Source organism: Streptomyces sp. R33 (assembly GCF_041200175.1).
GTDB lineage: Bacteria > Actinomycetota > Actinomycetes > Streptomycetales > Streptomycetaceae > Streptomyces > Streptomyces katrae_B.
In genome coordinates this window covers 6,461,887-6,481,825 of the sequence record NZ_CP165727.1, presented here as the reverse complement: position 1 = coordinate 6,481,825, position 19,939 = coordinate 6,461,887, and the positions used below count along the sequence as shown (strand labels likewise).

At 72.1% G+C, this 19,939-nt stretch carries 16 protein-coding genes; 7 read left to right on the top strand and 9 right to left on the bottom strand.

Annotation, left to right across the window (positions count from 1 at the left end):
- Nucleotides 1-75: 75 nt before the first annotated feature.
- Nucleotides 76-1,713 carry a cation acetate symporter gene (locus tag AB5J51_RS29820; protein ID WP_053790868.1) on the bottom strand — a complete coding sequence of 546 codons (1,638 nt, stop codon included), beginning with the start codon at nt 1,711-1,713 and terminating at the stop codon, nt 76-78.
- Nucleotides 1,710-2,075, bottom strand: coding sequence for a DUF485 domain-containing protein (locus tag AB5J51_RS29815; RefSeq protein ID WP_053790867.1), 366 nt, complete (start codon nt 2,073-2,075; stop codon nt 1,710-1,712). Before AB5J51_RS29815 ends, AB5J51_RS29820 begins: the two co-directional genes overlap by 4 nt.
- 261 nt (nt 2,076-2,336) lie before the next feature.
- On the opposite strand from AB5J51_RS29815, the gene AB5J51_RS29810 reads away from it, so the two are divergent.
- A complete protein-coding gene (locus AB5J51_RS29810; RefSeq protein ID WP_053790866.1) occupies nt 2,337-3,878 on the top strand; it encodes a S8 family serine peptidase in 1,542 nt (513 codons plus the stop codon).
- Between the two features lie 111 nt (nt 3,879-3,989).
- Here the strand turns inward: AB5J51_RS29810 and AB5J51_RS29805 are convergent, their stop codons facing one another.
- Genes AB5J51_RS29805 through AB5J51_RS29795 form a run of 3 tightly spaced genes read right to left on the bottom strand, consistent with a single transcriptional unit; the run spans nt 3,990 to nt 6,752 of the window.
- The gene (locus AB5J51_RS29805) at nt 3,990-5,033 is read right to left on the bottom strand and encodes a zinc-dependent alcohol dehydrogenase family protein (RefSeq protein ID WP_053790865.1); all 1,044 of its coding nucleotides are present in this window, start codon (nt 5,031-5,033) and stop codon (nt 3,990-3,992) included.
- Nucleotides 5,034-5,088: 55 nt separating this feature from the next.
- Nucleotides 5,089-5,775, bottom strand: a complete 687-nt coding sequence (locus tag AB5J51_RS29800) for a lysoplasmalogenase (protein ID WP_369779067.1) — start codon at nt 5,773-5,775, stop codon at nt 5,089-5,091.
- The gene (locus tag AB5J51_RS29795) at nt 5,772-6,752 is read right to left on the bottom strand and encodes a sterol desaturase family protein (RefSeq protein ID WP_369779066.1); all 981 of its coding nucleotides are present in this window, start codon (nt 6,750-6,752) and stop codon (nt 5,772-5,774) included. The genes AB5J51_RS29800 and AB5J51_RS29795 overlap by 4 nt, the downstream gene beginning before the upstream one ends.
- Before the next feature lie 113 nt (nt 6,753-6,865).
- On the opposite strand from AB5J51_RS29795, the gene AB5J51_RS29790 reads away from it, so the two are divergent.
- A complete protein-coding gene (locus AB5J51_RS29790; RefSeq protein ID WP_369779065.1) occupies nt 6,866-9,952 on the top strand; it encodes an NACHT domain-containing NTPase in 3,087 nt (1,028 codons plus the stop codon).
- Nucleotides 9,953-9,976: 24 nt separating this feature from the next.
- Here the strand turns inward: AB5J51_RS29790 and AB5J51_RS29785 are convergent, their stop codons facing one another.
- From AB5J51_RS29785 to AB5J51_RS29770, 4 genes are read right to left on the bottom strand one after another with little or no spacing between them, the layout of a single operon-like run.
- Complete coding sequence (locus AB5J51_RS29785) at nt 9,977-11,203, bottom strand: amidohydrolase family protein (protein WP_053790253.1); 1,227 nt, start codon at nt 11,201-11,203, stop codon at nt 9,977-9,979.
- Nucleotides 11,203-12,495, bottom strand: a complete 1,293-nt coding sequence (locus tag AB5J51_RS29780) for an amidohydrolase family protein (RefSeq protein WP_053790252.1) — start codon at nt 12,493-12,495, stop codon at nt 11,203-11,205. The genes AB5J51_RS29785 and AB5J51_RS29780 overlap by 1 nt, the downstream gene beginning before the upstream one ends.
- A gap of 19 nt (nt 12,496-12,514) precedes the next feature.
- Nucleotides 12,515-13,399, bottom strand: coding sequence for an SDR family NAD(P)-dependent oxidoreductase (locus AB5J51_RS29775; RefSeq protein WP_136227111.1), 885 nt, complete (start codon nt 13,397-13,399; stop codon nt 12,515-12,517).
- On the bottom strand, nt 13,399-14,196 hold the full coding sequence (locus tag AB5J51_RS29770; protein ID WP_053790250.1) for an acetoacetate decarboxylase family protein: 798 nt from the start codon (nt 14,194-14,196) through the stop codon (nt 13,399-13,401). Before AB5J51_RS29770 ends, AB5J51_RS29775 begins: the two co-directional genes overlap by 1 nt.
- A gap of 120 nt (nt 14,197-14,316) precedes the next feature.
- On the opposite strand from AB5J51_RS29770, the gene AB5J51_RS29765 reads away from it, so the two are divergent.
- The 5 genes from AB5J51_RS29765 (at nt 14,317) to AB5J51_RS29745 (ending at nt 19,933) form a co-directional block, all read left to right on the top strand.
- The gene (locus AB5J51_RS29765; protein WP_369780336.1) at nt 14,317-14,952 is read left to right on the top strand and encodes a TetR/AcrR family transcriptional regulator; all 636 of its coding nucleotides are present in this window, start codon (nt 14,317-14,319) and stop codon (nt 14,950-14,952) included.
- 153 nt (nt 14,953-15,105) lie between these two features.
- On the top strand, nt 15,106-17,694 hold the full coding sequence (locus AB5J51_RS29760) for an MXAN_6230/SCO0854 family RING domain-containing protein (protein WP_369779064.1): 2,589 nt from the start codon (nt 15,106-15,108) through the stop codon (nt 17,692-17,694).
- 64 nt (nt 17,695-17,758) lie between these two features.
- Nucleotides 17,759-18,736 (top strand): DEDDh family exonuclease, encoded by a 978-nt coding sequence (locus AB5J51_RS29755; RefSeq protein ID WP_053790248.1) that lies wholly within the window; start codon nt 17,759-17,761, stop codon nt 18,734-18,736.
- 64 nt (nt 18,737-18,800) lie between these two features.
- Nucleotides 18,801-19,034 (top strand): hypothetical protein, encoded by a 234-nt coding sequence (locus AB5J51_RS29750; RefSeq protein WP_078613516.1) that lies wholly within the window; start codon nt 18,801-18,803, stop codon nt 19,032-19,034.
- Nucleotides 19,035-19,138: 104 nt separating this feature from the next.
- A complete protein-coding gene (locus tag AB5J51_RS29745; RefSeq protein ID WP_369779063.1) occupies nt 19,139-19,933 on the top strand; it encodes an SURF1 family protein in 795 nt (264 codons plus the stop codon).
- The last annotated feature ends 6 nt before the right edge of the window (nt 19,934-19,939 follow it).

The window sequence follows — 19,939 nt, the reverse complement described above, 5'->3', positions numbered from 1 at the left end:
CGCGGCGTGGCCGCGTCGTAGGGAAGTACGACGCGGCCACGCTGTGTGTCCGGCCCATGTCACAGGAGCACGGTCTCAGTGCGCGCCCGTTCCGGTAAGGGAGCGCACCTCGAGTTCCGCGAACTTCTGGGGGTCGGCCTTCTCCTTCGACAGGACGGTTCCCAGCCAGCCCAGCAGGAAGCCGAGCGGGATGGAGACGATGCCCGGGTTCTCCAGGGGGAACCAGTAGAAGTCGGCGTCCTTGAACATCGAGGTGGGCTTTCCGGAGACGACCGGCGAGAAGAGCACCAGGACGACCGCGGAGACGAGGCCGCCGTAGATCGACCAGAGCGCACCCCGGGTGCTGAACCGCTTCCAGAAGAGGCTGTACAGGATGGTCGGCAGATTGGCGGAGGCGGCGACCGCGAAGGCGAGGGCGACGAGGCCGGCGACGTTGAGGTCGCGGGCCAGGGCCCCGAGGCCGATGGCGACGGCGCCGATCACGACCGTGGACCAGCGGGCGGCCCGGACCTCCTCCTGTTCGGTGGCCTTGCCCTTGCGGATGACGTTCACGTACAGGTCGTGGGCGAAGGACGAGGAGGAGGCGAGGGTGAGCCCGGCCACCACCGCGAGGATGGTGGCGAACGCGACCGCGGAGATCACGGCGAGCAGGACGGCGCCGCCGGTGGAGCCCGCGCCGCCGCCGAGTTCCTGGGCGACCAGCGGGGCCGCGGTGTTTCCGGCCTTGTTGGAGGCGATGATGTCGGTGCGCTTGAGCAGGGCTGCGGCGCCGAAGCCGAGGGCGATGGTCATCAGGTAGAAGGCGCCGATGATGCCGATGGCCCAGTTCACGGACTTGCGGGCGGCCTTGGCCGTGGGAACCGTGTAGAAGCGGATCAGGATGTGCGGCAGGCCGGCGGTGCCGAGGACCAGGGCGATGCCGAGCGAGATGAAGTCCAGCTTCGTCGTCGCGTCCTTGCCGTACTTGAGACCGGGCTCCAGGAACTTGGTGCCCTGGCCGCTGTTCTCGGCCGCCTTGCCCAGCAGGTCGGAGATGTTGAAGTTGAACTTCAGCAGCACCAGGAAGGTGATGAGCAGGGCGCCTGCGATGAGCAGCACGGCCTTGATCATCTGGACCCAGGTGGTGCCCTTCATGCCGCCGATCGTGACGTAGAGGATCATCAGTACGCCGACCAGCGCGACGACGGCGACCTTGCCTCCGTCGCTGGTGATGCCGAGGAGCAGCGAGACGAGCACGCCGGCGCCGGCCATCTGGGCGAGCAGGTAGAAGATCGAGACGACGATGGTCGAGGTGCCGGCGGCGGTGCGGACGGGCCGCTGGCGCATCCGGAACGCGAGGACGTCGCCCATCGTGTAGCGGCCGGAGTTGCGCAGCGGCTCGGCGACGAGCAGCAGGGCGACCAGCCAGGCCACGAGGAAGCCGATGGAGTAGAGGAAGCCGTCGTAGCCGAAGAGCGCGATGGCGCCGGCGATGCCGAGGAACGACGCGGCGGACATGTAGTCGCCGGAGATGGCGAGGCCGTTCTGGAAGCCGGTGAACTGGCGGCCGCCCGCGTAGAAGTCGGCGGCGCCCTTGGTCTGGCGGCCGGCCCAGATGGTGATGATGAGGGTGGCGACGACGAACAGCCCGAACAGGGTGATGATCAGCGGCCGGTGCTCGGTGGCCCCGGCGGCGGTGTTCGCCGCGAGCCGGAGGGCGAGGGTGTCTCTCATTCGCCGGCCTCCATTCGCGCCTTGATCGCCGCACCCTTGGGGTCGAGCTTCGAGGCGGCGTGCCGGGAGTACAGCCAGGCGATGAGGAAGGTCGTCGCGAACTGGGCGAGGCCGAGCACGAGGGCGACGTTGATGTTGCCGAAGAGCTTGGTCCCCATGAAGCCGCCGGCGTAGCTGGACAGCAGGACGTAGAGCAGGTACCAGGCGATGAAGGCCACGGTGAGCGGGAAGGCGAAAGAGCGGTAGGAACTGCGCAGTTCGGCGAATTCGGCGCTCTGCTGGACGGCTGTGAACTCTTCGGCCGTGGGACTCGCCGTGGGTGTTCCCGCGCTGCCGTGCGGCGGCGCTGCTTCGGTGGTCACGGGGGGTTCTCCTTGTGACGCGGGTGCGGTGGGGACGACGGACAAAACAACCTCCGTGTGGGGGGACGGTGGCGCTGAGTCCCCCTGCCCAACGGCACGGCCGGCGCGGCGGGACGGTTCAACACCCGTTGATTCTTCCGAAACTGATTTCTCGAACTGATGGCGCAAAGACGAACGGCGGCACTAGGTTCACCTGTCATGAACCCGTCGTCCTGCGCGACCACGCGCGGACGGCTCTTTCACGGATGATGTGGAGAACCCATGGCTCATCTGGGACCTGGCCGCCGGCGCATTGCCGTACCGGTCGGCCTGGCGCTCACCGCCTCGCTCGCCTTCCTGCCCTCGGTCGCGGCCTCCGCCGCCCCGCTGGGCAATACGGCGGGTACGGCGGCCGCGGCGAAGCCCGACACCACCGGCCCCAAGCTGTCGTACGTCGCGAACCTGAACACGTACGCCACGGTGAAGGCCGCGCAGAAGGCCATCGAGCGGGCCGGCGGAACGGTGGTGACGTCCTATGAGCAGATCGGGGTCGTCGTCGCACACTCCCAGAACCCGGACTTCGCCAAGCAGCTGCGTGCGCAGCGCGGCCTGTTCGTGTCGGTCGGTGCCACCCGGACGGCCCCCCTCCAGCCGGTGCAGACCACCGAGGAGGGCACGACGCAGAAGCTGAGCACCGCGGACGCCGCAAAGGCGGCATCGGCCGCTACGGACGGTCAGGAGCCGCTGGAGCCCAACCAGTGGGACCTGCGGGCGATCAAGGCCGACCAGGCGCACAAGATCAACGATGGCAGCCGGGACGTCACGGTGGGCGTCATCGACACGGGTGTCGACGACACCCACCCGGATCTCGCGGCGAACTTCTCCAAGGGCCAGTCGGCCAACTGCGTCGGCGGCGTCGCGGACACCACCGAGGGCGCGTGGCGCCCGTACGCCGACGGCAGCGACCACGGCACGCACGTGGCCGGCACCATCGCGGCCGCGCGCAACGGCGTCGGCATCTCGGGCGTCGCGCCGGGCGTGCAGGTCGCCGCGATCAAGGTGAGCGAGCCGGGCACCAGCCTGTTCTTCACCGAGGCGGTCGTCTGCGGCTTCATGTTCGCCGCCGAGAAGGGGATCGAGGTGACCAACAACAGCTACTACGTCGACCCGTGGCTCTACAACTGCAAGGCGGACGACGACCAGAAGGCGCTGGTGGAGGCCCTCGGCCGGGCGACGAAGTACGCCGAGCGCAAGGGCGTGCTCAGCGTGGCCTCGGCCGGCAACTCGAACCACGACCTGGCGTCGAACGCGATCGTCGACGACACGAGCCCGGACGACGGCACCCCGGTCCCGCGCACGATCGACCCGCACGTCTGCCTGGACCTGCCCACCCAGCTCCCGGGTGTGGTCACGGTGAGCGCGACCGGCGACAAGGGCTTCAAGTCGTACTACTCCAGCTACGGGCTGGGCGTGGTCGACGTCGCCGCCCCCGGCGGCGACAAGTGGCAGGTCCCGGCCACGCCGGACGCCAACGGCCGTGTGCTGTCCACCCTGCCGGGCGGCGGCTACGGCTACAAGCAGGGCACCTCGATGGCCGGACCGCACGTCGCGGGCGTGGCGGCGCTGCTCAAGAGCGCGCACCCGTCGGCCACGCCGTCGCAGCTCCAGGCCATGCTGAAGGCCCAGGCCACGAAGGCGGCCTGCCCGGAGAAGGTCTACGACGCGACGGGCGCGCTGGTCGACGCCGCCACCTGCCAGAGCAAGTGGGGCCAGACCGGCTACTACGGCTACGGCGTGGTGGACGCGCTGAAGGCCGTGAAGTAGCAGCTCGGAACGCCTCATCGCTTGGACGCTTCACCGCTCGAGCGCTCGGACGGACGGAAGGGCCGGCCCGGGGATTCCCCCGGGCCGGCCCTTCCCGTCGTCACCGGCCCGTCAGGGCTTGATGAGCACCTTCAGCGCGCTGCGGTCGTCCATCGCGCGGTAGCCGTCCGGGACCTCGTCCAGGGACACGGCCCGGTCGAAGACGGGCGCCGGGTCGATCGCGCCGCTCAGCACGTCCTCCAGCAGCTCCGGGATGTACGCGCGCACCGGCGCGACGCCGCCGCGCAGGCTGATGTTGCGGTCGAACATCACGCCGAGGTCGAGGCCGGTGCCGCTGCCGTGCGGGACGCCGACGTAGCCGATGGCCCCGCCGTCGCGGGTGATGTTCACGGCGGTGCGCATGGACTGCTCGGTGCCCACGGCCTCGATGACCGCGTGCGCACCCTGGCCGCCGGTCAGCTCGCGCACGGCGGCCTCGGCGGCCTCGCCGCGCTCGGCGACGACGTCGGTGGCCCCGAACAGCTTGGCGATGTCCGTACGGACGGCGTGGCGGCCCAGCGCGATGATCCGGTCGGCGCCGAGGCGCTTCGCGGCGAGGACTCCGCACAGGCCGACTGCGCCGTCGCCGACGACGGCCACGGTGGAGCCCTTGCGGACGCCCGCGCCCAGGGCTGCGTGGTGCCCGGTGCCCATGACGTCGGACAGCGCCAGCAGCCCGGTGAGCAGGTGGTCGTCGGAGAGGGCCGCGGCGGGCAGCTTCACGAGGGTGCCGTCGGCGTGCGGGACGCGGACGGCCTCGCCCTGGCCGCCGTCGAAGCCGACGGAGCCCCAGAAGCCGCCGTGCACGCAGGAGGTGTACAGGCCCTCGGAGCAGTAGTCGCAGGTGCCGTCGGACCACATGAAGGGGGCGACGACGAGGTCGCCGGCCTTCAGGCCGGACACGGCCGAGCCGGTCTCCTCGACGACGCCGAGGAACTCGTGGCCGATCCGCTGGCCGGGCTGGCGCGCGGCCTCGCCGCGGTAGGCCCACAGGTCGCTGCCGCAGATGCAGGCACGCAGGACGCGGACGACGGCGTCCTCGGGGCGCTGGATCGCAGCGTCGGGCACCTCCTCCACGCGGATGTCGTGCGGGGCGTGGATGACGGTGGCGCGCATGGTGGTGCAGTCCTCCGGCTCGGGGTTGTTCAGCCTTGTACGACTGATGACCGTCCTACGGTACGCCTGCCTCGCGGGTGGTGGCGCCGGTGGCCAGCAGGTACTGGGCGGCCAGGTAGGTGGCCATGATCCAGAAGTCGGGGCGGGGCAGCTGGGGCCATTCGGCGACGCCGGTGGCGATGAGGGTGTCGGACAGCAGGAACAGCGCACCGCCGATGCCGGCCCGCAGGCCGAGGGCGCTGGAGCGGAAGGCCATCGCGGTCAGCAGCAGGCTGTAGCCGGCCACGGGGATCCGCAGGTCCACGGGCAGATCGGACCACAGCAGGGCGACGGTACCGAGGAGGGCCAGGGCGTAGGCGCCCCCGAGCAGCGCGTTCGCGGGCCGCTTGCCGAACAGGACGAGGTAGCAGACGTGCCCGACGGCGAAGGAGCCCATGCCGACGAGGAAGGCCGCCTCGGCGTCGAAGAGCAGGGCCAGGTCCCCGCCCCAGCCGAACAGCAGGGCGGCGACCAGCAGGCGGGGCGCGCCGCGCGTGATCACGTACCCGCCGAGCAGCGGCATCAGCAGCGGCTTGGCGATGACGTGCCCGAGGTGCCAGTCGGCCAGCAGGGACCCGAGGTCGGCGGCGGCGGCCACGGCGAAGGACGCGAGGGCGGTGCGGCCGAGCCGGTCCCGGCCGGGCACAGCCCGGTCGGCGGCCCAGGACGGGCCGGGTCGGCCGGTGGACTCTGCGGTGCTCACGCGGTGGTCTCCTGTACGGCGGCCTGTACGGCGGCCGGTTCGGCGGCGGGTGCCGCGGCCTCGGAGGCGGCCGCGGGGGCGGGGGCGGGGGCGGCCGTCGCGGTTGCGGCGGGGGCGGCCGGGGCGGTTGCAGCAGGGGCGGCCGGGGCGGCGGGCTGCCAGCCGGGGCCGCGGAAGACGCGTCCGGCGCGCTCGCGCCAGCCGGCGGCGGCGCGGACGTCGCGGGCGATGGCCGCGTACTCGTGGGTCGCGACCCGGAGCGGGTTGTAGGTGCCGATGTTCTTGGTGAGCCCGTAGACGGGCTTGTCGGTCTCGCCCACCCAGGAGCCGAACATCCGGTCCCAGATGATCAGGATCCCGCCGAAGTTGCGGTCCAGGTAGCCGCCCTGGGAGGCGTGGTGGACGCGGTGGTGGGAGGGGGTGTTGAAGACGTACTCGTAGGCCCGCGGCAGCTTGCCGATGCGCTCGGTGTGGACCCAGAACTGGTAGAGCAGGTTGATGCCGTAGCAGAACGGGATCGCGGCCGGATGCACGCCGAGGGCGACCATCGGCAGGTAGAACCACCAGGTGGTGGCGCTGGTCCAGGGCTGGCGCAGGGCGGTGGTGAGGTTGAAGTTCCGGCTGCTGTGGTGGACCACGTGGCACGCCCACAGGATGCGGATGACGTGGTGGAGCCGGTGCTGCCAGTAGTAGAGGAAGTCCTGGACCAGCAGCATCAGCAGCGCGGTCCACCACAGGAAGGGCACGCGCAGCGGGGTCAGTTCGTAGACCGCCGTGAAGACCGCGACGACCGGGAGCTTCCAGAGCAGGTCGAAGCCGATGCTGCCGAGGCCCATGGCGACGCTCGTCGCCGCGTCCTTGGCGTCGTAGCCGGCGGCGTCCTCGTCGGGATGGAGCCGGTAGCTCACCACCTCGATGACGGTGAGCAGCACGAAGGCGGGTATGGACCACAGCACGACATCGGGCAGGTTCGGCATGCCCGCACCATAGAGCGGGTTCGGGGGCGCCGCTAGGGGTTGTTACCGATCGGTATCCATCGGGGTTACCGGCGGTTCACGCGATGATGTCCGAGCCAAGGGGAGGGCAGGGGATGACGGGCTTCGAGACGGTTCTCTTACGGGTGGCGGGTACGGCGGCGGGGGCCCTGGTGAAGGCCCTGCTGAGCCGGTCCCCGGGGGCCGGGCTGGCGGTGGATCCGGCCGCCCCGGCCCCGCGCTGGCGCCGGCCGGCGGAGCTGGGGGCCGCGGAGGTGCGCCGCCTGGCCGAGACCCTGGCGAGCAGGCTGGCCGAGGCCACGCGCGGCCTGCCGGAACACGAGCGCCTTGCGGCGCTGGACGCGGTGGGCGACGCCTTCGCGGCGCTGGGCCCGCTGGATGCGCAGTCCCTCTTCGCGGCGGACCTGGACCCTGCGTTGCTGGCGGCTGCGGTTCCCGCGGCCTCGGGCCTGAGCGAACCGGCCGAGGCCCTCTACCGCGACCTGGTCCGGCTGTGCTGCGTGCACGCGGTGGAGTACGTGACGACCCTGCCGGGCTTCGGTGCGCGCGCGGACGTGGAACTGATCCGCCGCAGCGGCGAGCTGGCGCGTGCGGTGGAGCGGATGAAGGAACGCACGGACGGTGCGGCCTACGCCTTCGAGGAGCAGTACGCGCGCTACGTCGCCGAAACCCACAGCCGCCTGCAGCTGTTCGGCCTGACCCTCGGCCATGCCCGCCAGGAGTGGCCGCTGGACCTGGCCTACATCAGCCTCGCGGTGACGGGCGAGCAGCTGCTGGAGGAGCCGGGCCGCCACTCGGCGATGAAGGCCGAGTCGGCGCTGAGTGCTTCCGAGCGGGTACTGCTGTGCGGCCCCGCGGGTTCGGGCAAGAGCACCCTGGTGCAGTGGCTGGCCCTGAATGCGGCGAGACGCAGCTTCCGGCTCGGCCTGCGCCACTGGAACGCGCTCGTCCCCTTCGTCCTGCGGCTGCGCTCGTTCAACTCGCCCGAGGGCCTGCCGATGCCGGAGAACTGGCTGCGCGCCTCGGGCGTGCCGCTGCGGGCCCCGGACGGATGGGTCGAGAACCTGCTGTCCGAAGGACGGGCACTCGTCCTGGTCGACGGCGTCGACGAGGTGCCGTCCAAACTCCGCAACCGCACGGAGGAGTGGCTCAGATCCCTGCTCGCCGCCTATCCCCGGGCCCGCTACGTGGTGACCACCCGTCCGTCTGCGGTCCCGGAGGACTGGCTGACCGGGCAGGCCTTCTCCCTCCTCTCCCTGCTGCCGATGGAGCGTGCCGACGTCAGCGCGTTCATCACCCACTGGCACGACTCCGCCCGGGCCGAGTGCGGCTCCGAGGAGGAGCGGGAGAGCCTGGACCGGTACGAGAAAGCGCTGATCCAGTCCGTCGGCTCCCGCCGGGACCTCGGATGGCTGGCCTCGAACCCCCTCATGTGCGCCTTGCTGTGCGCCCTGAACCGGGACCGCCACATGCACCTGCCGAGGGCGCGCAAGGAACTGTACGACGCCGCCCTGGACATGCTCCTCGTGCGCCGGGACACCGAGCGGGACATCTCCGGTGTCGAGGGCGTGTACCTCAGCAGGGACGAGCAGACCCTGCTGCTGCAGCGGCTCGCGTACTGGCTCATCCGCAACGGCCAGGTGGAGGCGTCCTGCACGGAGGCCGAGGAGATGGTGGGCGAGTGGCTCGGCGCCATGCCCCAGGTACGGGCGCAGGCCGGCGCCGGGCAGGTGTTCCGCCACCTGCTGATACGCAGCGGGCTGCTCCGGGAGCCGGTGCCCGGCTCGGTCCACTTCGTGCACCGCACCTTCCAGGACTACCTGGGGGCCAAGGCGGCCGTGGAGGCGCGTGACTTCGGCGTGCTGGTGGGCAACGCCCACGAGGACGCGTGGGAGGACGTGGTCCGCATGGCGGTCGGGCACGCCCGCCCCGACGAGCGCGCACGCCTGCTGCGGCAGCTCCTGCGGCGGGCCGACAAGATCAAGCGGGACAACAGCCGGCTGGTCCTGCTGGCCGCGGCGTGCCTGGAGCACGCACCGGAACTGGACCCCGCGGTCTGGCACGAGGTTCAGGCGCGTACGGCGCACCTGCTGCCGCCGCACTCCGTGGGGCAGGCCGAGGAGCTGGCCAAGGCGGGCGAGCTGGTCCTGGAGCTGCTGCCCGGACCGACGGGCCTGGGCGAGCAGCAGGCCGCCGCCGTCGTCCGTACGGCCGCGCTGGTCGGTGGGGAGCGGGCGCTCCAGGTCATCGCCGGTTTCCGCAGGGACGACCGCTACGACGTGGTCCACGAGCTGTCCGACTCCTGGGGGCGGTTCCCCACCGACGCCTACGCGGACGCGGTCCTGGCCGACGCCCCCGTGCGCGTCGGGCACCTGCACGTGCGCACGCAGGAGCAGCTGGCCGTGCTCGGCCGGATGCCCCACATACGGCGGGTCCACCTCACGTGGAACGGCGCCGTCCCCGCGGAGATCTCCGGGCGGCGGGACCTGGAGTGGCTGGTCATGCACCGCAATCCGAGCCTGACCGATCTCGCACCACTGGCCGGCCATCCGACGCTGCGGCACCTCGGCGTGCTGGACTGCCCGGAGGTCACGGGCATCGAGGCGGTCGCCGAGCTGGCGGCGGACAGCCTGGCCTTCGGCTACCTGCGGGAGGGTCTCTCGCTGGCCCCGCTGGCGGCGGTCGACGGGCTCAAGTCCCTGGTCATCAGCTTCGAGCCGGCACAGCGGTGGATCGGGGACGTCCCGGCGGCCGAGGGGCTGACGTCCCTGGCCCTGTGGCAGGGCGTCCGCAGGATGACCCTCGACGGGATCGAGCGGTGGCCGGGGGTGAGGGACCTGACGATCGCGGGCAGCCTGCAGTACCGGCAGCTGGTCCGCTCGCTCCCGCTGCCGGGGCTCGCCTCCCTGCAGATCCGGCACGCCGCACCCGTGTCGGTCGCGGCTCTCGTGCCGTATCGGCACCTGACCGAACTCGTGCTGATCAGGTGCGTGTTCGAGGGGACGCTGGAGCCGCTGACCGAGCTGCCCGGGCTGCGGCTGCTCGTCCTGCGCGAGTGCCTCGGAACGCTGGACCTCTCTCCGTTCGCGGACGTGGACGGGCTGGTCATCGAGGTGGACCGGCGCACGAGCGTGGTCGGCACCGAGCGGATCCCGCCGGAGCGGCTCGTCTACAAGAGCTGAGCCGCCCCGGGCGGAAACCGGGGCTCACCAGACCCGGACCGAGCCCCCTCGGGCGAAGGCCGGGCTGGTGGCCTCGGGCGGGATCTGCGTCAACGGCTCGGCGATCTCCGAGACCAGCGGCCCGTGCTTCGCCGCCAGCGGGTCCAGCAACGCCAGGTCGAAGCCGTACACGCGGGCCGCGTTGCCGCCGACCATCGCGGCGACCTCGTCCTGCGGGAGGCCCGCGTACGCGATGCGCAGGCCCTCGCGGGAGAACGGGGTGGTGCCCTCGTCGTGGGGGTAGTCGCTGCCCCACATGATCTTGTCGAGACCGATCCGGTCCCGCAGCGGGACCTCGTGGGGGCGCATGAAGCTGGCCCCCACGAAGCAGTTGTCCCGCCAGACCTCGCTCGGGCCCTTGCCCATGGACTCCGCCAGGCCCGCGCCGAACTTGGACTCCGCCGTGGCCGCCCTGGCAGCCGCGTTCACCAGGCGGCCGTGGTAGTAGTCCAGCATCTCCATGACCGCCGGGATCCAGCCTGAGCCCTGCTCCGTCAGGACCAGCTTCAGGCCGGGGTGGCGGCGGAAGGCCCCGCCGAAGATGAGGTGCCACAGGGCGCGGTGCGAGAACCAGGTCGTCTCGACCATGAAGACGGCCCGGGCGGCCGGTTCGTCGCCGAGCGGCGGGGACGCCGAGCCGCCGTGGTGGTTGACCGGTACGTCCAGCTCGTCGCACACCGCCCAGATCGGGTCGTACGCGGCCGAGTACAGCTCGGGGACCGACGAGCCGGGCGGGACGCCGGGCAGCAGGATGCCCCCCGTCAGGCCGGCCTCCCTCGTGCGGCGGATCTCCTTCACCGCCGCGTCCACGTCGTTCAGCAGGATCTGGACCACGCCCGCCCGCCGGCCCGGTGCGTCCGCGCAGAAGTCCGCCAGCCAGCGGTTGTGGGCCTGGAGCCCCGCCCAGCGCATCGCGTACTCCGCGGCCGTCGGAGGCTGGGCCATCAGCGAGGCCTTGGGGAAGAACGGCGGGATCGTGTTCGGGAAGAGCACCTCGGCCACGATGCCGTCCGCCTCGAGCTCGGACAGCCGGCGCGCGGAGTTCCAGTTGCGGTCCGCGGTGTCCGCGAGGAGGTCCTCGTACGGGTTCACGTACGTGGCGGCCCAGGCGTCGAACTCCTCGTGGTACCGCTTCTCCAGGTACGGCTTGTAGTCCAGCAGGTCGGCGCCCGCGTGGCAGTCCGCCGAGATGACCGTGTAGCGGTCTGCCATCAGGACACCCCCAGGACGGGGAAGTCCTGGCCCGTCAGCCAGTGGCGGCCCGTCTCCCGCGAGCGGGACCAAGAGGCCTCCACGGAAGCCTGGTCGGCCGGCTGGCCCAGCTCCGCCGGGGTCGGGCCGATCCGGCGGGCGATCGGGGCCAGCTTGTCCGTGTCGAAGCCGAAGACGTCCGCCGCCGCCAGCCCCAGCATCCGGCGGGTCTCGCCGACCGGGATGTCGTGGAAGGTGTTCTTCAGCCAGGTCCGGGTGCCCGGCCAGGTCCCCTCGGGGTGCGGGAAGTCCGAGCCCCACAGGATGTTGTCCACGCCGATCTCGTAGCGCTGCGCGAGCTCGCGCCGCTTGGTGTTCGTCGCGCAGACGAACACCTGGCGGTCCAGGTACTCGCTCGGCGGGCGCCTCAGCTCCTCGAACGGCGACAGCTTCTTGCCGCCGTGCGCGCCGAGGTAGAGCCGGTCCATGAACCACAGCTGGTTCGGCAGCCACCAGCAGCCCGATTCGGCGACGCCGAACTTCAGGCCCGGGTGCCGCTCGAAGACCCCGGACCAGAGCAGGAACCACAGCGGGCGGGCCGGCCACCAGGTGACCTCGGAGACGAAGATGCCCAGGTGGTCGCCGTACTCGTGGCGGGGCGAGGACCCCGAGTGGGTGACGATCGGCATCTGCGTCTCGGCCGCGGCCGCCCAGACCGGGTCGTAGCGGCGGTCGTGGTACGGCGCCTTGTCCACCCACATAGCGGGGATCATCAGCGCGCCGAGCCCGGACTCCTTGGCCCGGTGGATCTCGGCGACGACCTTCGACGGCTCGCCCGTGATGGGCAGCAGGGCGACCCCGCAGTGCCGCTCTGGGGTCTCGGAGACGAACTCCGCCAGCCAGCGGTTGTGCGCCTGCGCCCCCGCCATGCCGAGCTCGGGGTCCTGGTCACCGGAGAGCCCGAGGCCCACCCCGAAGGGCGCGGCGGTCTGGCTGTCCACGGCGTCGGCGTCGGGGAAGACGACCTCGGCGGCCACCCCGTCGCCGTCGAGCTCCTTCAGGCGCTGGGCCGTTTCCCAGCCGCCCCTGAGGCCTTCCTCGTGGTCGTGGAACCACTTCTCGGCGAAGGCCTCGTTGCGGACCCCGAGCTTCGTGGCCTCGGCGCGGCGGGCGTCGCGCTGGCCGAGGAACTCGTCGAACTGGGGGTGGAAGCGGGAGTCGAGGTACGGGCGGTACTGCTCGGTCGGCAGCCCCGCGTGGCAGTCGGAGGAGATGATCAGGTACGGGTCTTCGTACGTACTGCTGTCGGTCAACGGTCTCTCCTCAGGCGAGTCAGTCGAGGATGAAGCTCTCCAGGTAGGCGGGGTTGGCGCGGTCGAGCATCGACTGCGACCGGGCACGGATCTGCCGGTCGCTGTGCTCGCTCGCCGGGAGCATCCAGAAGCGGTCGGCGCGGATCCCGTCGACGACGTGCTCGGCGACCTCCTCGACGGGGGTGAAGTTCACTTCGTGGCCGGCCTGCTTCATCGCGGCCTCGTACTGGTCGAGGCTGCGGTACGGGGTCTTGCGCGGCCGCTCCTTCGCGTACCGCTCGGGGCGGTTGCGGTGCGACTCCCACAGTCCGGTACGCAGCATGTGCGGGCCGGGGAAGAGGACGGAGGCGCCGACGGCCGCGCGTTCCGCCTTGAGGTGGGCGTACAGGGACTCGGTCATGGTGACCACGGCCGCCTTGGTGACGGCGTAGACGGAGGCGGTGGGCAGCGGGGCGATGCCGCCGTCGCCGGAGGAGGTGTTGACGACGTGGCCGGGGCCGCCTGCCGCGATCATGCGGGGGACGAAAGCCTGGATGCCGTGGAAGACGCCCCAGACGTTGACGGAGAAGGCCCATTTCCAGTCGTTGGGCTCGTGCTCCCACATCCGGCCCTCGGCGCCGGAGCCGACGCCCGCGTTGTTGCACAGCACGTGCACGGCGCCGAAGGCGTCGTACGCGGCGTCGGCCAGCGCGATCACGGAGTCGCGGTCGCTGACGTCGACGGGCCGGGCGAGCACCTGGGCGCCGTCGGCGGTCAGCTCGTCGGCGGCCTTGTGCAGGGCGCCCTCCTCCACGTCGGCGAGGACGACCTTCAGCCCCTCGGCGGCGAAGCGGCGGACCATGGCGAGGCCGATGCCACTGGCGGCGCCGGTGACGACGGCCACCTGTCCCGGTTCGAGCCGCATCAGACGCTCCCCTCGGGCGGGCCGTCGAGGATCTGCATCGGGTCGTCGTAGCGCTGGTGGATGTACGGGAGGAGGGCCTGGGCGCTGACCCGCTCGACGACGCGGCCCTTCTGGTCGGTGGTCTTCTCGCCGATGGTGATCTCCACGATCCGGCGTACGGGGAGATCGGCGACGGGGTCGAACATCGACTCGCGCAGGACCACGTCGCCGGTGATGTGCTCCAGCTTGCGGACCTTCTCGTTGCGGGTGACGTGGACGAGCACCGGCTCGGCGTCGAAGCCCGAACCGTCCACCGCCGGGAGGAACTTGAAGTAGAAGTCGGTCTTGGCGGCGGGCTCGGGCAGCGGCAGTTCGCGGTCCACCGCCCCGCGCACCTCCACGAAGGCGATCCCGTGCCGGGCCAGGGAGGCCCGTACGACGAGGCCCTCGCGCTCGACGTCGACCTCGCCCAGCTTCTTCGGCTCGCCGAAGACCTCGCGGCCGCCGATCAGCGCCCGCTCGTGGGTCATCGGCATGACCAGCGGGTACCAGCCCTCGACCCCGCCGTGCTGCGCGGCGACGGCCACCGAGCCGGCGCCGAGGGGGTAGCCGGGCAGGTCGACCTTGCTGATGTTGGCCCGTACGAGGGGCCGCTCGGCGGGCTTGAGGGGCGGGGGCAGGACCGCCGCCACCACGTCCGGGTCGCTCTCCCAGACCGCCACCACGCCGGTGGACCAGATGTCGGGGAGCCGGGAACTCTTCTCGCGCGACGCCGTGATCTCGGCCTCGGTGCGCGCTCCGTACCGTACGCGTGCCATCTCGCACCATCCCTCGTCTTGAGCGGATCGGTTCTGTAACACAGTTACACCGCCACCGATGAAGGGTAAAGACCCCTGCACGGACCAGAACTGACGATCCGACAGATTGGCGGGATGGCCATGGCCAGAACCACGCTCACCCGTGACGAGGTACTGGAGGCCGCCGCCTGCCTGGTCAAGCAGCACGGCCCGGGCGCCCTCACCATGCGCAAACTCGCCGCCGAGCTGGGTACCGCGGTCACCTCCATCTACTGGCACGTCGGCAACCGCGAATCACTGCTCGACGCCCTCGTGGAGCGGACCGTCCAGGACATGGGCGCGATCCGGCCGGCCGGCCGCACCCCCACCGAGCGGATCCTCTCCGTGGCCCGGACCCTGCGCCGCGAGCTGCGCGAGCGCCCGCACCTGATCGCGATGGTCCACGAACGCGGGCTCACCGAGCGGATGTTCCTGCCCGCCCAGCAGGCCCTGGTCCACGAGGTGCACGCGGCCGGACTGCGCGGCGCCCGGGCCGCCGACGCGGTGCGCGCGGTCCAGTTCCAGATCGTCGGCTACCTCCTCGTGGAGCGCAATCGTGAGCGCTCCCCCGCCCAGTCCCCCGCGGAGAGCGAACTCTGGGACCCTTCCGTGGCCCCCGACGACCCGGAGCTCGCCCGCGCCCTGGCCCGCCCGGCGGATCCGGAACGGCTGTTCCTGCTGTCCGTACGGGCCCTCGTCCGCTCCCTGCTGGCGTCCCCGGACCTGCCCCTGCGATAAACCGGTTTGCGGCCGCCCGGGCCCGTGGTTGTATCTGCTGCGCGGGGGCGGCTCCGCGACGTGCTTCCTTCTCATCCTTCTGACGACACCCGTAGCGCGTCCCCTCTCCGCCCCTGCCCCAAACCCCTTTCCGGTTCCGGAGGAATCCCCCTTTTGCCCGAGCTGTCGACCGTCCTGTTGCGCCGTCTGCACACCGTCTACGTCGACCAGGCCGGGCCGCGCCCGGGCGATCCGCCGACAGCCGGCGGCCTGACGGCCCTGGAGGCCGAACTCCTCGACCGGGGCTACGCCCTGACGGGCCCGCTGCGTTCGGCGCTCGCCTGGCTGGGGCCCACCGGACTCGCCGCCGCCGGAACCCAGTTGGTCCGGGACATCGACATCCTGTTGGGCGCCGACCGCACCCACATGCCGTTGTTCCGCTCGTTCCCCGCCTCGGTGCCCGACGACACCCACGCCCTGTGGATCGACCGCGTCCTCACCCTGCTCCTGCAATGGCCGGACCAGCCCTGCGTGCTGTGCGCGACCGTGGGCGCCGTCCACGCCGTCGCGCCGTGCGCCCACCTCGTCTGCCGCAGCTGCTGGGACGGCTCCGACTACGCGGGCTGCCCGATCTGCCACCGGCGCATCGACCCCGCCGACCCGTTCCTGCGGCCCTCGCCGCAGCCGGGCGCCGCTCCCTGCGGAGGCGGCCCGCTGCGGCTGCTGAACTTCGCCGTCGACCGCGCCGCCGACTGCGTCACCGCCCTCGGCAAACTGCTCGCCCGCCGTACCCCGCTGTCGGCCCAGGACACCGAGGAGACCCGGGTCCTGCTCGCGCATGCACCGGCCGGGCTCGACTGGCTGCCCGACGCCATACCCGTACGGGAGACCAAGGCCCTGGTGCTCGGCACCCTGCTGCGCGAGCGCCGCACCCGGGACGCCGTACGGGCCCTGCTGCCCGAGCGGCTCACCACCGCCACCGATGTGCTGCGGCTGCTCGCCGTCTGGTCCGGGGGCGAGGCGGACCTGCTGGCCCCGCCGCGCCTGCGCTCCCTGCCACGGCCGCTGCGGCGCGAGCTGCTCGCCGTACTGGACGCGCTGGATCCGGCTCTGCTCGTCGAGGACGTACTGCGCCACGACGATCTCTGGAAGCGCGCCGCCGAGATCCTGCACCCCTTCGAGCGGTACGAGCGCCACCCGCGGGCCGCGCTCGCCTTCGCCGTCCTGCGCGGGACCGACATCTGCGGCCCCGGGCTGGGCGCCGCGCTGCGGGCGACCGCCGCCGCGTACCCGCAGGCGGTCCGGGTCGACGGCGCCCGGCTGCGCGCGGCCACCTGGACCGGGCGCGCGGAGGAGGCGCTGCGCGGCGGGGACCCGGACCGGGCCCTGGCCGTACTCGCGGAGCGGCCCGGCGAACTCGTACGGCGCCTCGACCACCTGCTGCGGCTGTACGCGGCCGAGGCCCTGCCGGGGCGGGTGGCCGAGGTCCTGGCCGAGCGGCTGCCGAAGGCGGGTCCCGGGCCGGTGCTCTGCGCCCTCGGGCGGCTGCGGATCCGCCATCTGCCGGGTACCCGGCGGGTGTTCTTCCCGCGCGGGCAGGTCGCGCACTCGTACACCCGCGACGAGGACCGGGCCCCGCTGGCCGAGGCGGTGACCCGCTCGGTGTGCGAGCTGTTCGAGCGCGAGGTGCTGCGCCGGCTGGCCGCGGCCGAGCCGTACGACGTGGCGGTCCTCGACTCCCGGCTCGCCCACCTCCATGTGCCCTCCGCCGAACGGGCCGCGGCCAAGGCGCTGGTCACCGTACCCAAGGGCAGCTTCCAGGCGCTGCCCGACGGCGAGGTGCTGCGGATGTTCCTGCACTGGACGGAGCCGCCGAAGAAGCGGGTGGACCTCGACCTGTCGGTCGTGCTGTTCGACGCCGACTGGAACTACGCGGGCGTCTGCGACTACACGAACCTGGTGTACCGCGACCGGGCCGTCGTCCACTCCGGGGACCTGACCTCCGCACCCGCGCCCGACGGGGCGAGCGAGTACGTGGACATCGACCTGGACCGGCTCGCCGACACCGGGGTGCGCTTCGCCATGCCGGTGGTCTTCAGCTTCAACAACATCCCGTTCGAGCTGCTGCCCGACGCCTTCGCCGGGTTCATGGCCCTGCCCGGCCGCTCCGGGCGCACTTCGCGCTACGACCCGCGGACCGTACGGCAGCGCTACGACCTGGTCGGGAACTCGCGGATCCACGTACCGCTCCTCGTCGACCTGGAGCGGCGCGGGTTCCTGTGGACCGACGTGCACCTGCCGGACGACGAGGGCTACCACAGCGTGTGGGCGCACCAGGAGGACCTGGCCCGCATCGGCCGCGACCTGTTCCAGTACTTCTCGACGGGCCGCACCACCCTGTGGGAGCTGGCGGCCTGGCACGCGGCCGCGCGCTGCCCCGAGGTGGCCGTGCTGCGCCGCACCCCGCGGCCGGGCGACCCCGACGAGCTGTGGACCTACCGGCGCGGGGCGGACGAGGACACCGCGGCCTTCGCCGCCCGGCTCGTCGGGCTGCGTGATCCGGATGCGACGCGGTCCTCTGCGGAGGCCGACGTCCTCGCGGGCGCCGCGGCCTCGGGGCGGTCGGCGTTCCTCGCGCTGGTGGAGGGCGATGTGGCGCCGGCCGGGGCGAGCGGGTCCGTATACCGTCTGCTGCCGGGGCCCGTTGACGGCTGCGGGCTCGAACAGCTCGCGGCGGGCGACCTCGTCGCGGCGCTGGGCTGAGCGGCGGACGGCGACCGCTGACAGCCCATCGGGCCCCGGGTGTCAGTCGGTGCCGATATCCTCTGTGACCATGCTCGACGACCGTACGACCGCAGAGACGACGTGGCCGACCGCGTACCCCGAGGGGTACGCGGTCGTCGACGTGGAGACGACCGGGCTCGCTCGCGACGACCGGATAATCTCCGCCGCCGTCTACCGGCTCGACGCGCAGGGCAATGTGGAGGACCACTGGTACACCCTGGTGAACCCCCTGCGGGATCCGGGCCCGGTCTGGATCCACGGGCTCACGAGCGACATGCTCCAGGACGCGCCGCTCTTCAAGGACATCGCCGGGGAGTTCGCGGACCGGCTCGCGGACCGGGTGCTGGTCGCGCACAACGCCATCTTCGACTGGCAGATGATCGCCCGCGAGTACGCGCGGGCAGCCGAGACCGCGCCGGTCCGTCAGCGGCTGTGCACCATCGCCCTGTCGAAGGAACTGAACCTCCCGCTGCCCAACCACAAGCTGGAGTCGCTCGCCGCGCACTTCGGCGTGGTCCAGCAGCGCGCCCACCACGCGCTCGACGACGCCCGCGTGCTCGCCGAGGCGTTCCGTCCGTCGCTGCACGCCGCCGCGCGGGACGGCGTACGGCTGCCTCTGCTGGAATGCCGGCCGCTGACGGAGTGGTCGGACTCCCCCGTCACCCCGCGGATCGGGCAGCAGGCCTCGTACGGGAGCAGCAGCTGGCGGCCCTCGCGCAAGCGGCCGGCGTGCCCGCACCCGAACCCGGGGCGCTTCGAGGACGGCAAGCCGCTGAAGCAGGGCATGCGGGTCGCCTTCTCGGGTGACACCTCGGTGGACCGGGAGCTGCTGGAGGACCGGGCGATCGAGGCGGGCCTGCACGTCGCGACGAGTGTGTCGCGGCTCACGAGCCTGCTCGTGACGAACGACCCCGACTCGGCCACTTCCAAGACGGTCAAGGCGAAGTCCTTCGGTACGCCGGTGGTCGACGAGGCGGCCTTCACCCAACTGCTGCGGGACGTGGCTGCGGCAGACGGGTGAGCGTCGGGCGACTCGCCCGGCATCCGCTTCCGCGTTGCGCCCGTCCGGTCCCACCCTGTGGCGCATGGCACGTTGTGAGGTCTGCGGAAACGATTACGGCATGTCCTTCGAAGTGCACGCGCAGGGCAGCGTGCACGTCTTCGACTGCTTCTCCTGCGCCATCCACCGCATGGCGCCCATCTGCGAGCACTGCCGGGTGCAGATCATCGGGCAGGGCGTCGAGGTCGAGGGCCAGTGGTTCTGCGGGGCGCACTGCGCCCGCGCGGAAGGGAAGGTGGGCATCGTCGACCGCGTGTGACGCTCCTCCGCCTTCCCTTCCCGGGTCCCCTTCCCATTCCCTTCCCGACCCCGGACGGCCACCCGGCCACCGGGGTCTTCCCGGCTGGGGGTACCGTCGTGGGCGTGTACCGCTTTGTGCTGACCCGGCAATGGGTGTGCCTCACCCTCGTCGCCCTCGCCCTCATCCCCGCGATGATCAAGCTGGGGTTCTGGCAGTACCACCGCCATGAGCACCGGGTCGCCCAGAACGAGCTGATCGCGTCGAACCTGTCCGCGAAGCCGGTGCCGATGACCGAGGTGACCTCCCCCGGCCACCGGGTCCCGCGGGCCGACTACTGGCGCGCCGTCACCGCCACCGGGACGTACGACACCGCGCACGAGGTCGTCGTACGGATGCGCACCGACAACGACGACAAGGTCGGCTTCCACGTCCTGACTCCCCTGGTGCTGGCCGACGGCCGGGTGGTGCTGGTCAACCGCGGCTGGGTGGCGGGCGGCGACGACCCGCGTGCGTACCCGCCGGTGCCGGCAGTGCCCTCCGGCGAGGTGACGGTCACCGGGCGGCTGAAGGCCGACGAGACGAGCGGCGGCAGCGGCATCAAGGACCGCAAGGGCCTGCCGGACCGCCAGGTGATGCTGATCAACAGCGCGCAGCAGGCGGAGTACCTGGGCAAGCCCGTCCTCGGCGGCTACCTGGAACTCACCGCTCCGGCCCCGGCGGGCGGCAGCCCGGAGACGGTCGCCGATCCGGACCACGACTCGATCGGTCCGCACATGGCGTACGCCGTGCAGTGGTGGCTGTTCGCCGCGGCGGTGCCGGTGGGCTGGCTGGTCCTCGTACGGCGGGAGAAGCGCGACCGGGCGGCGGCCGCGGCGGCCGGCGCCACCCCCGAGCGGGAGCCGGCGCCGACGGCGTAGCGTGTC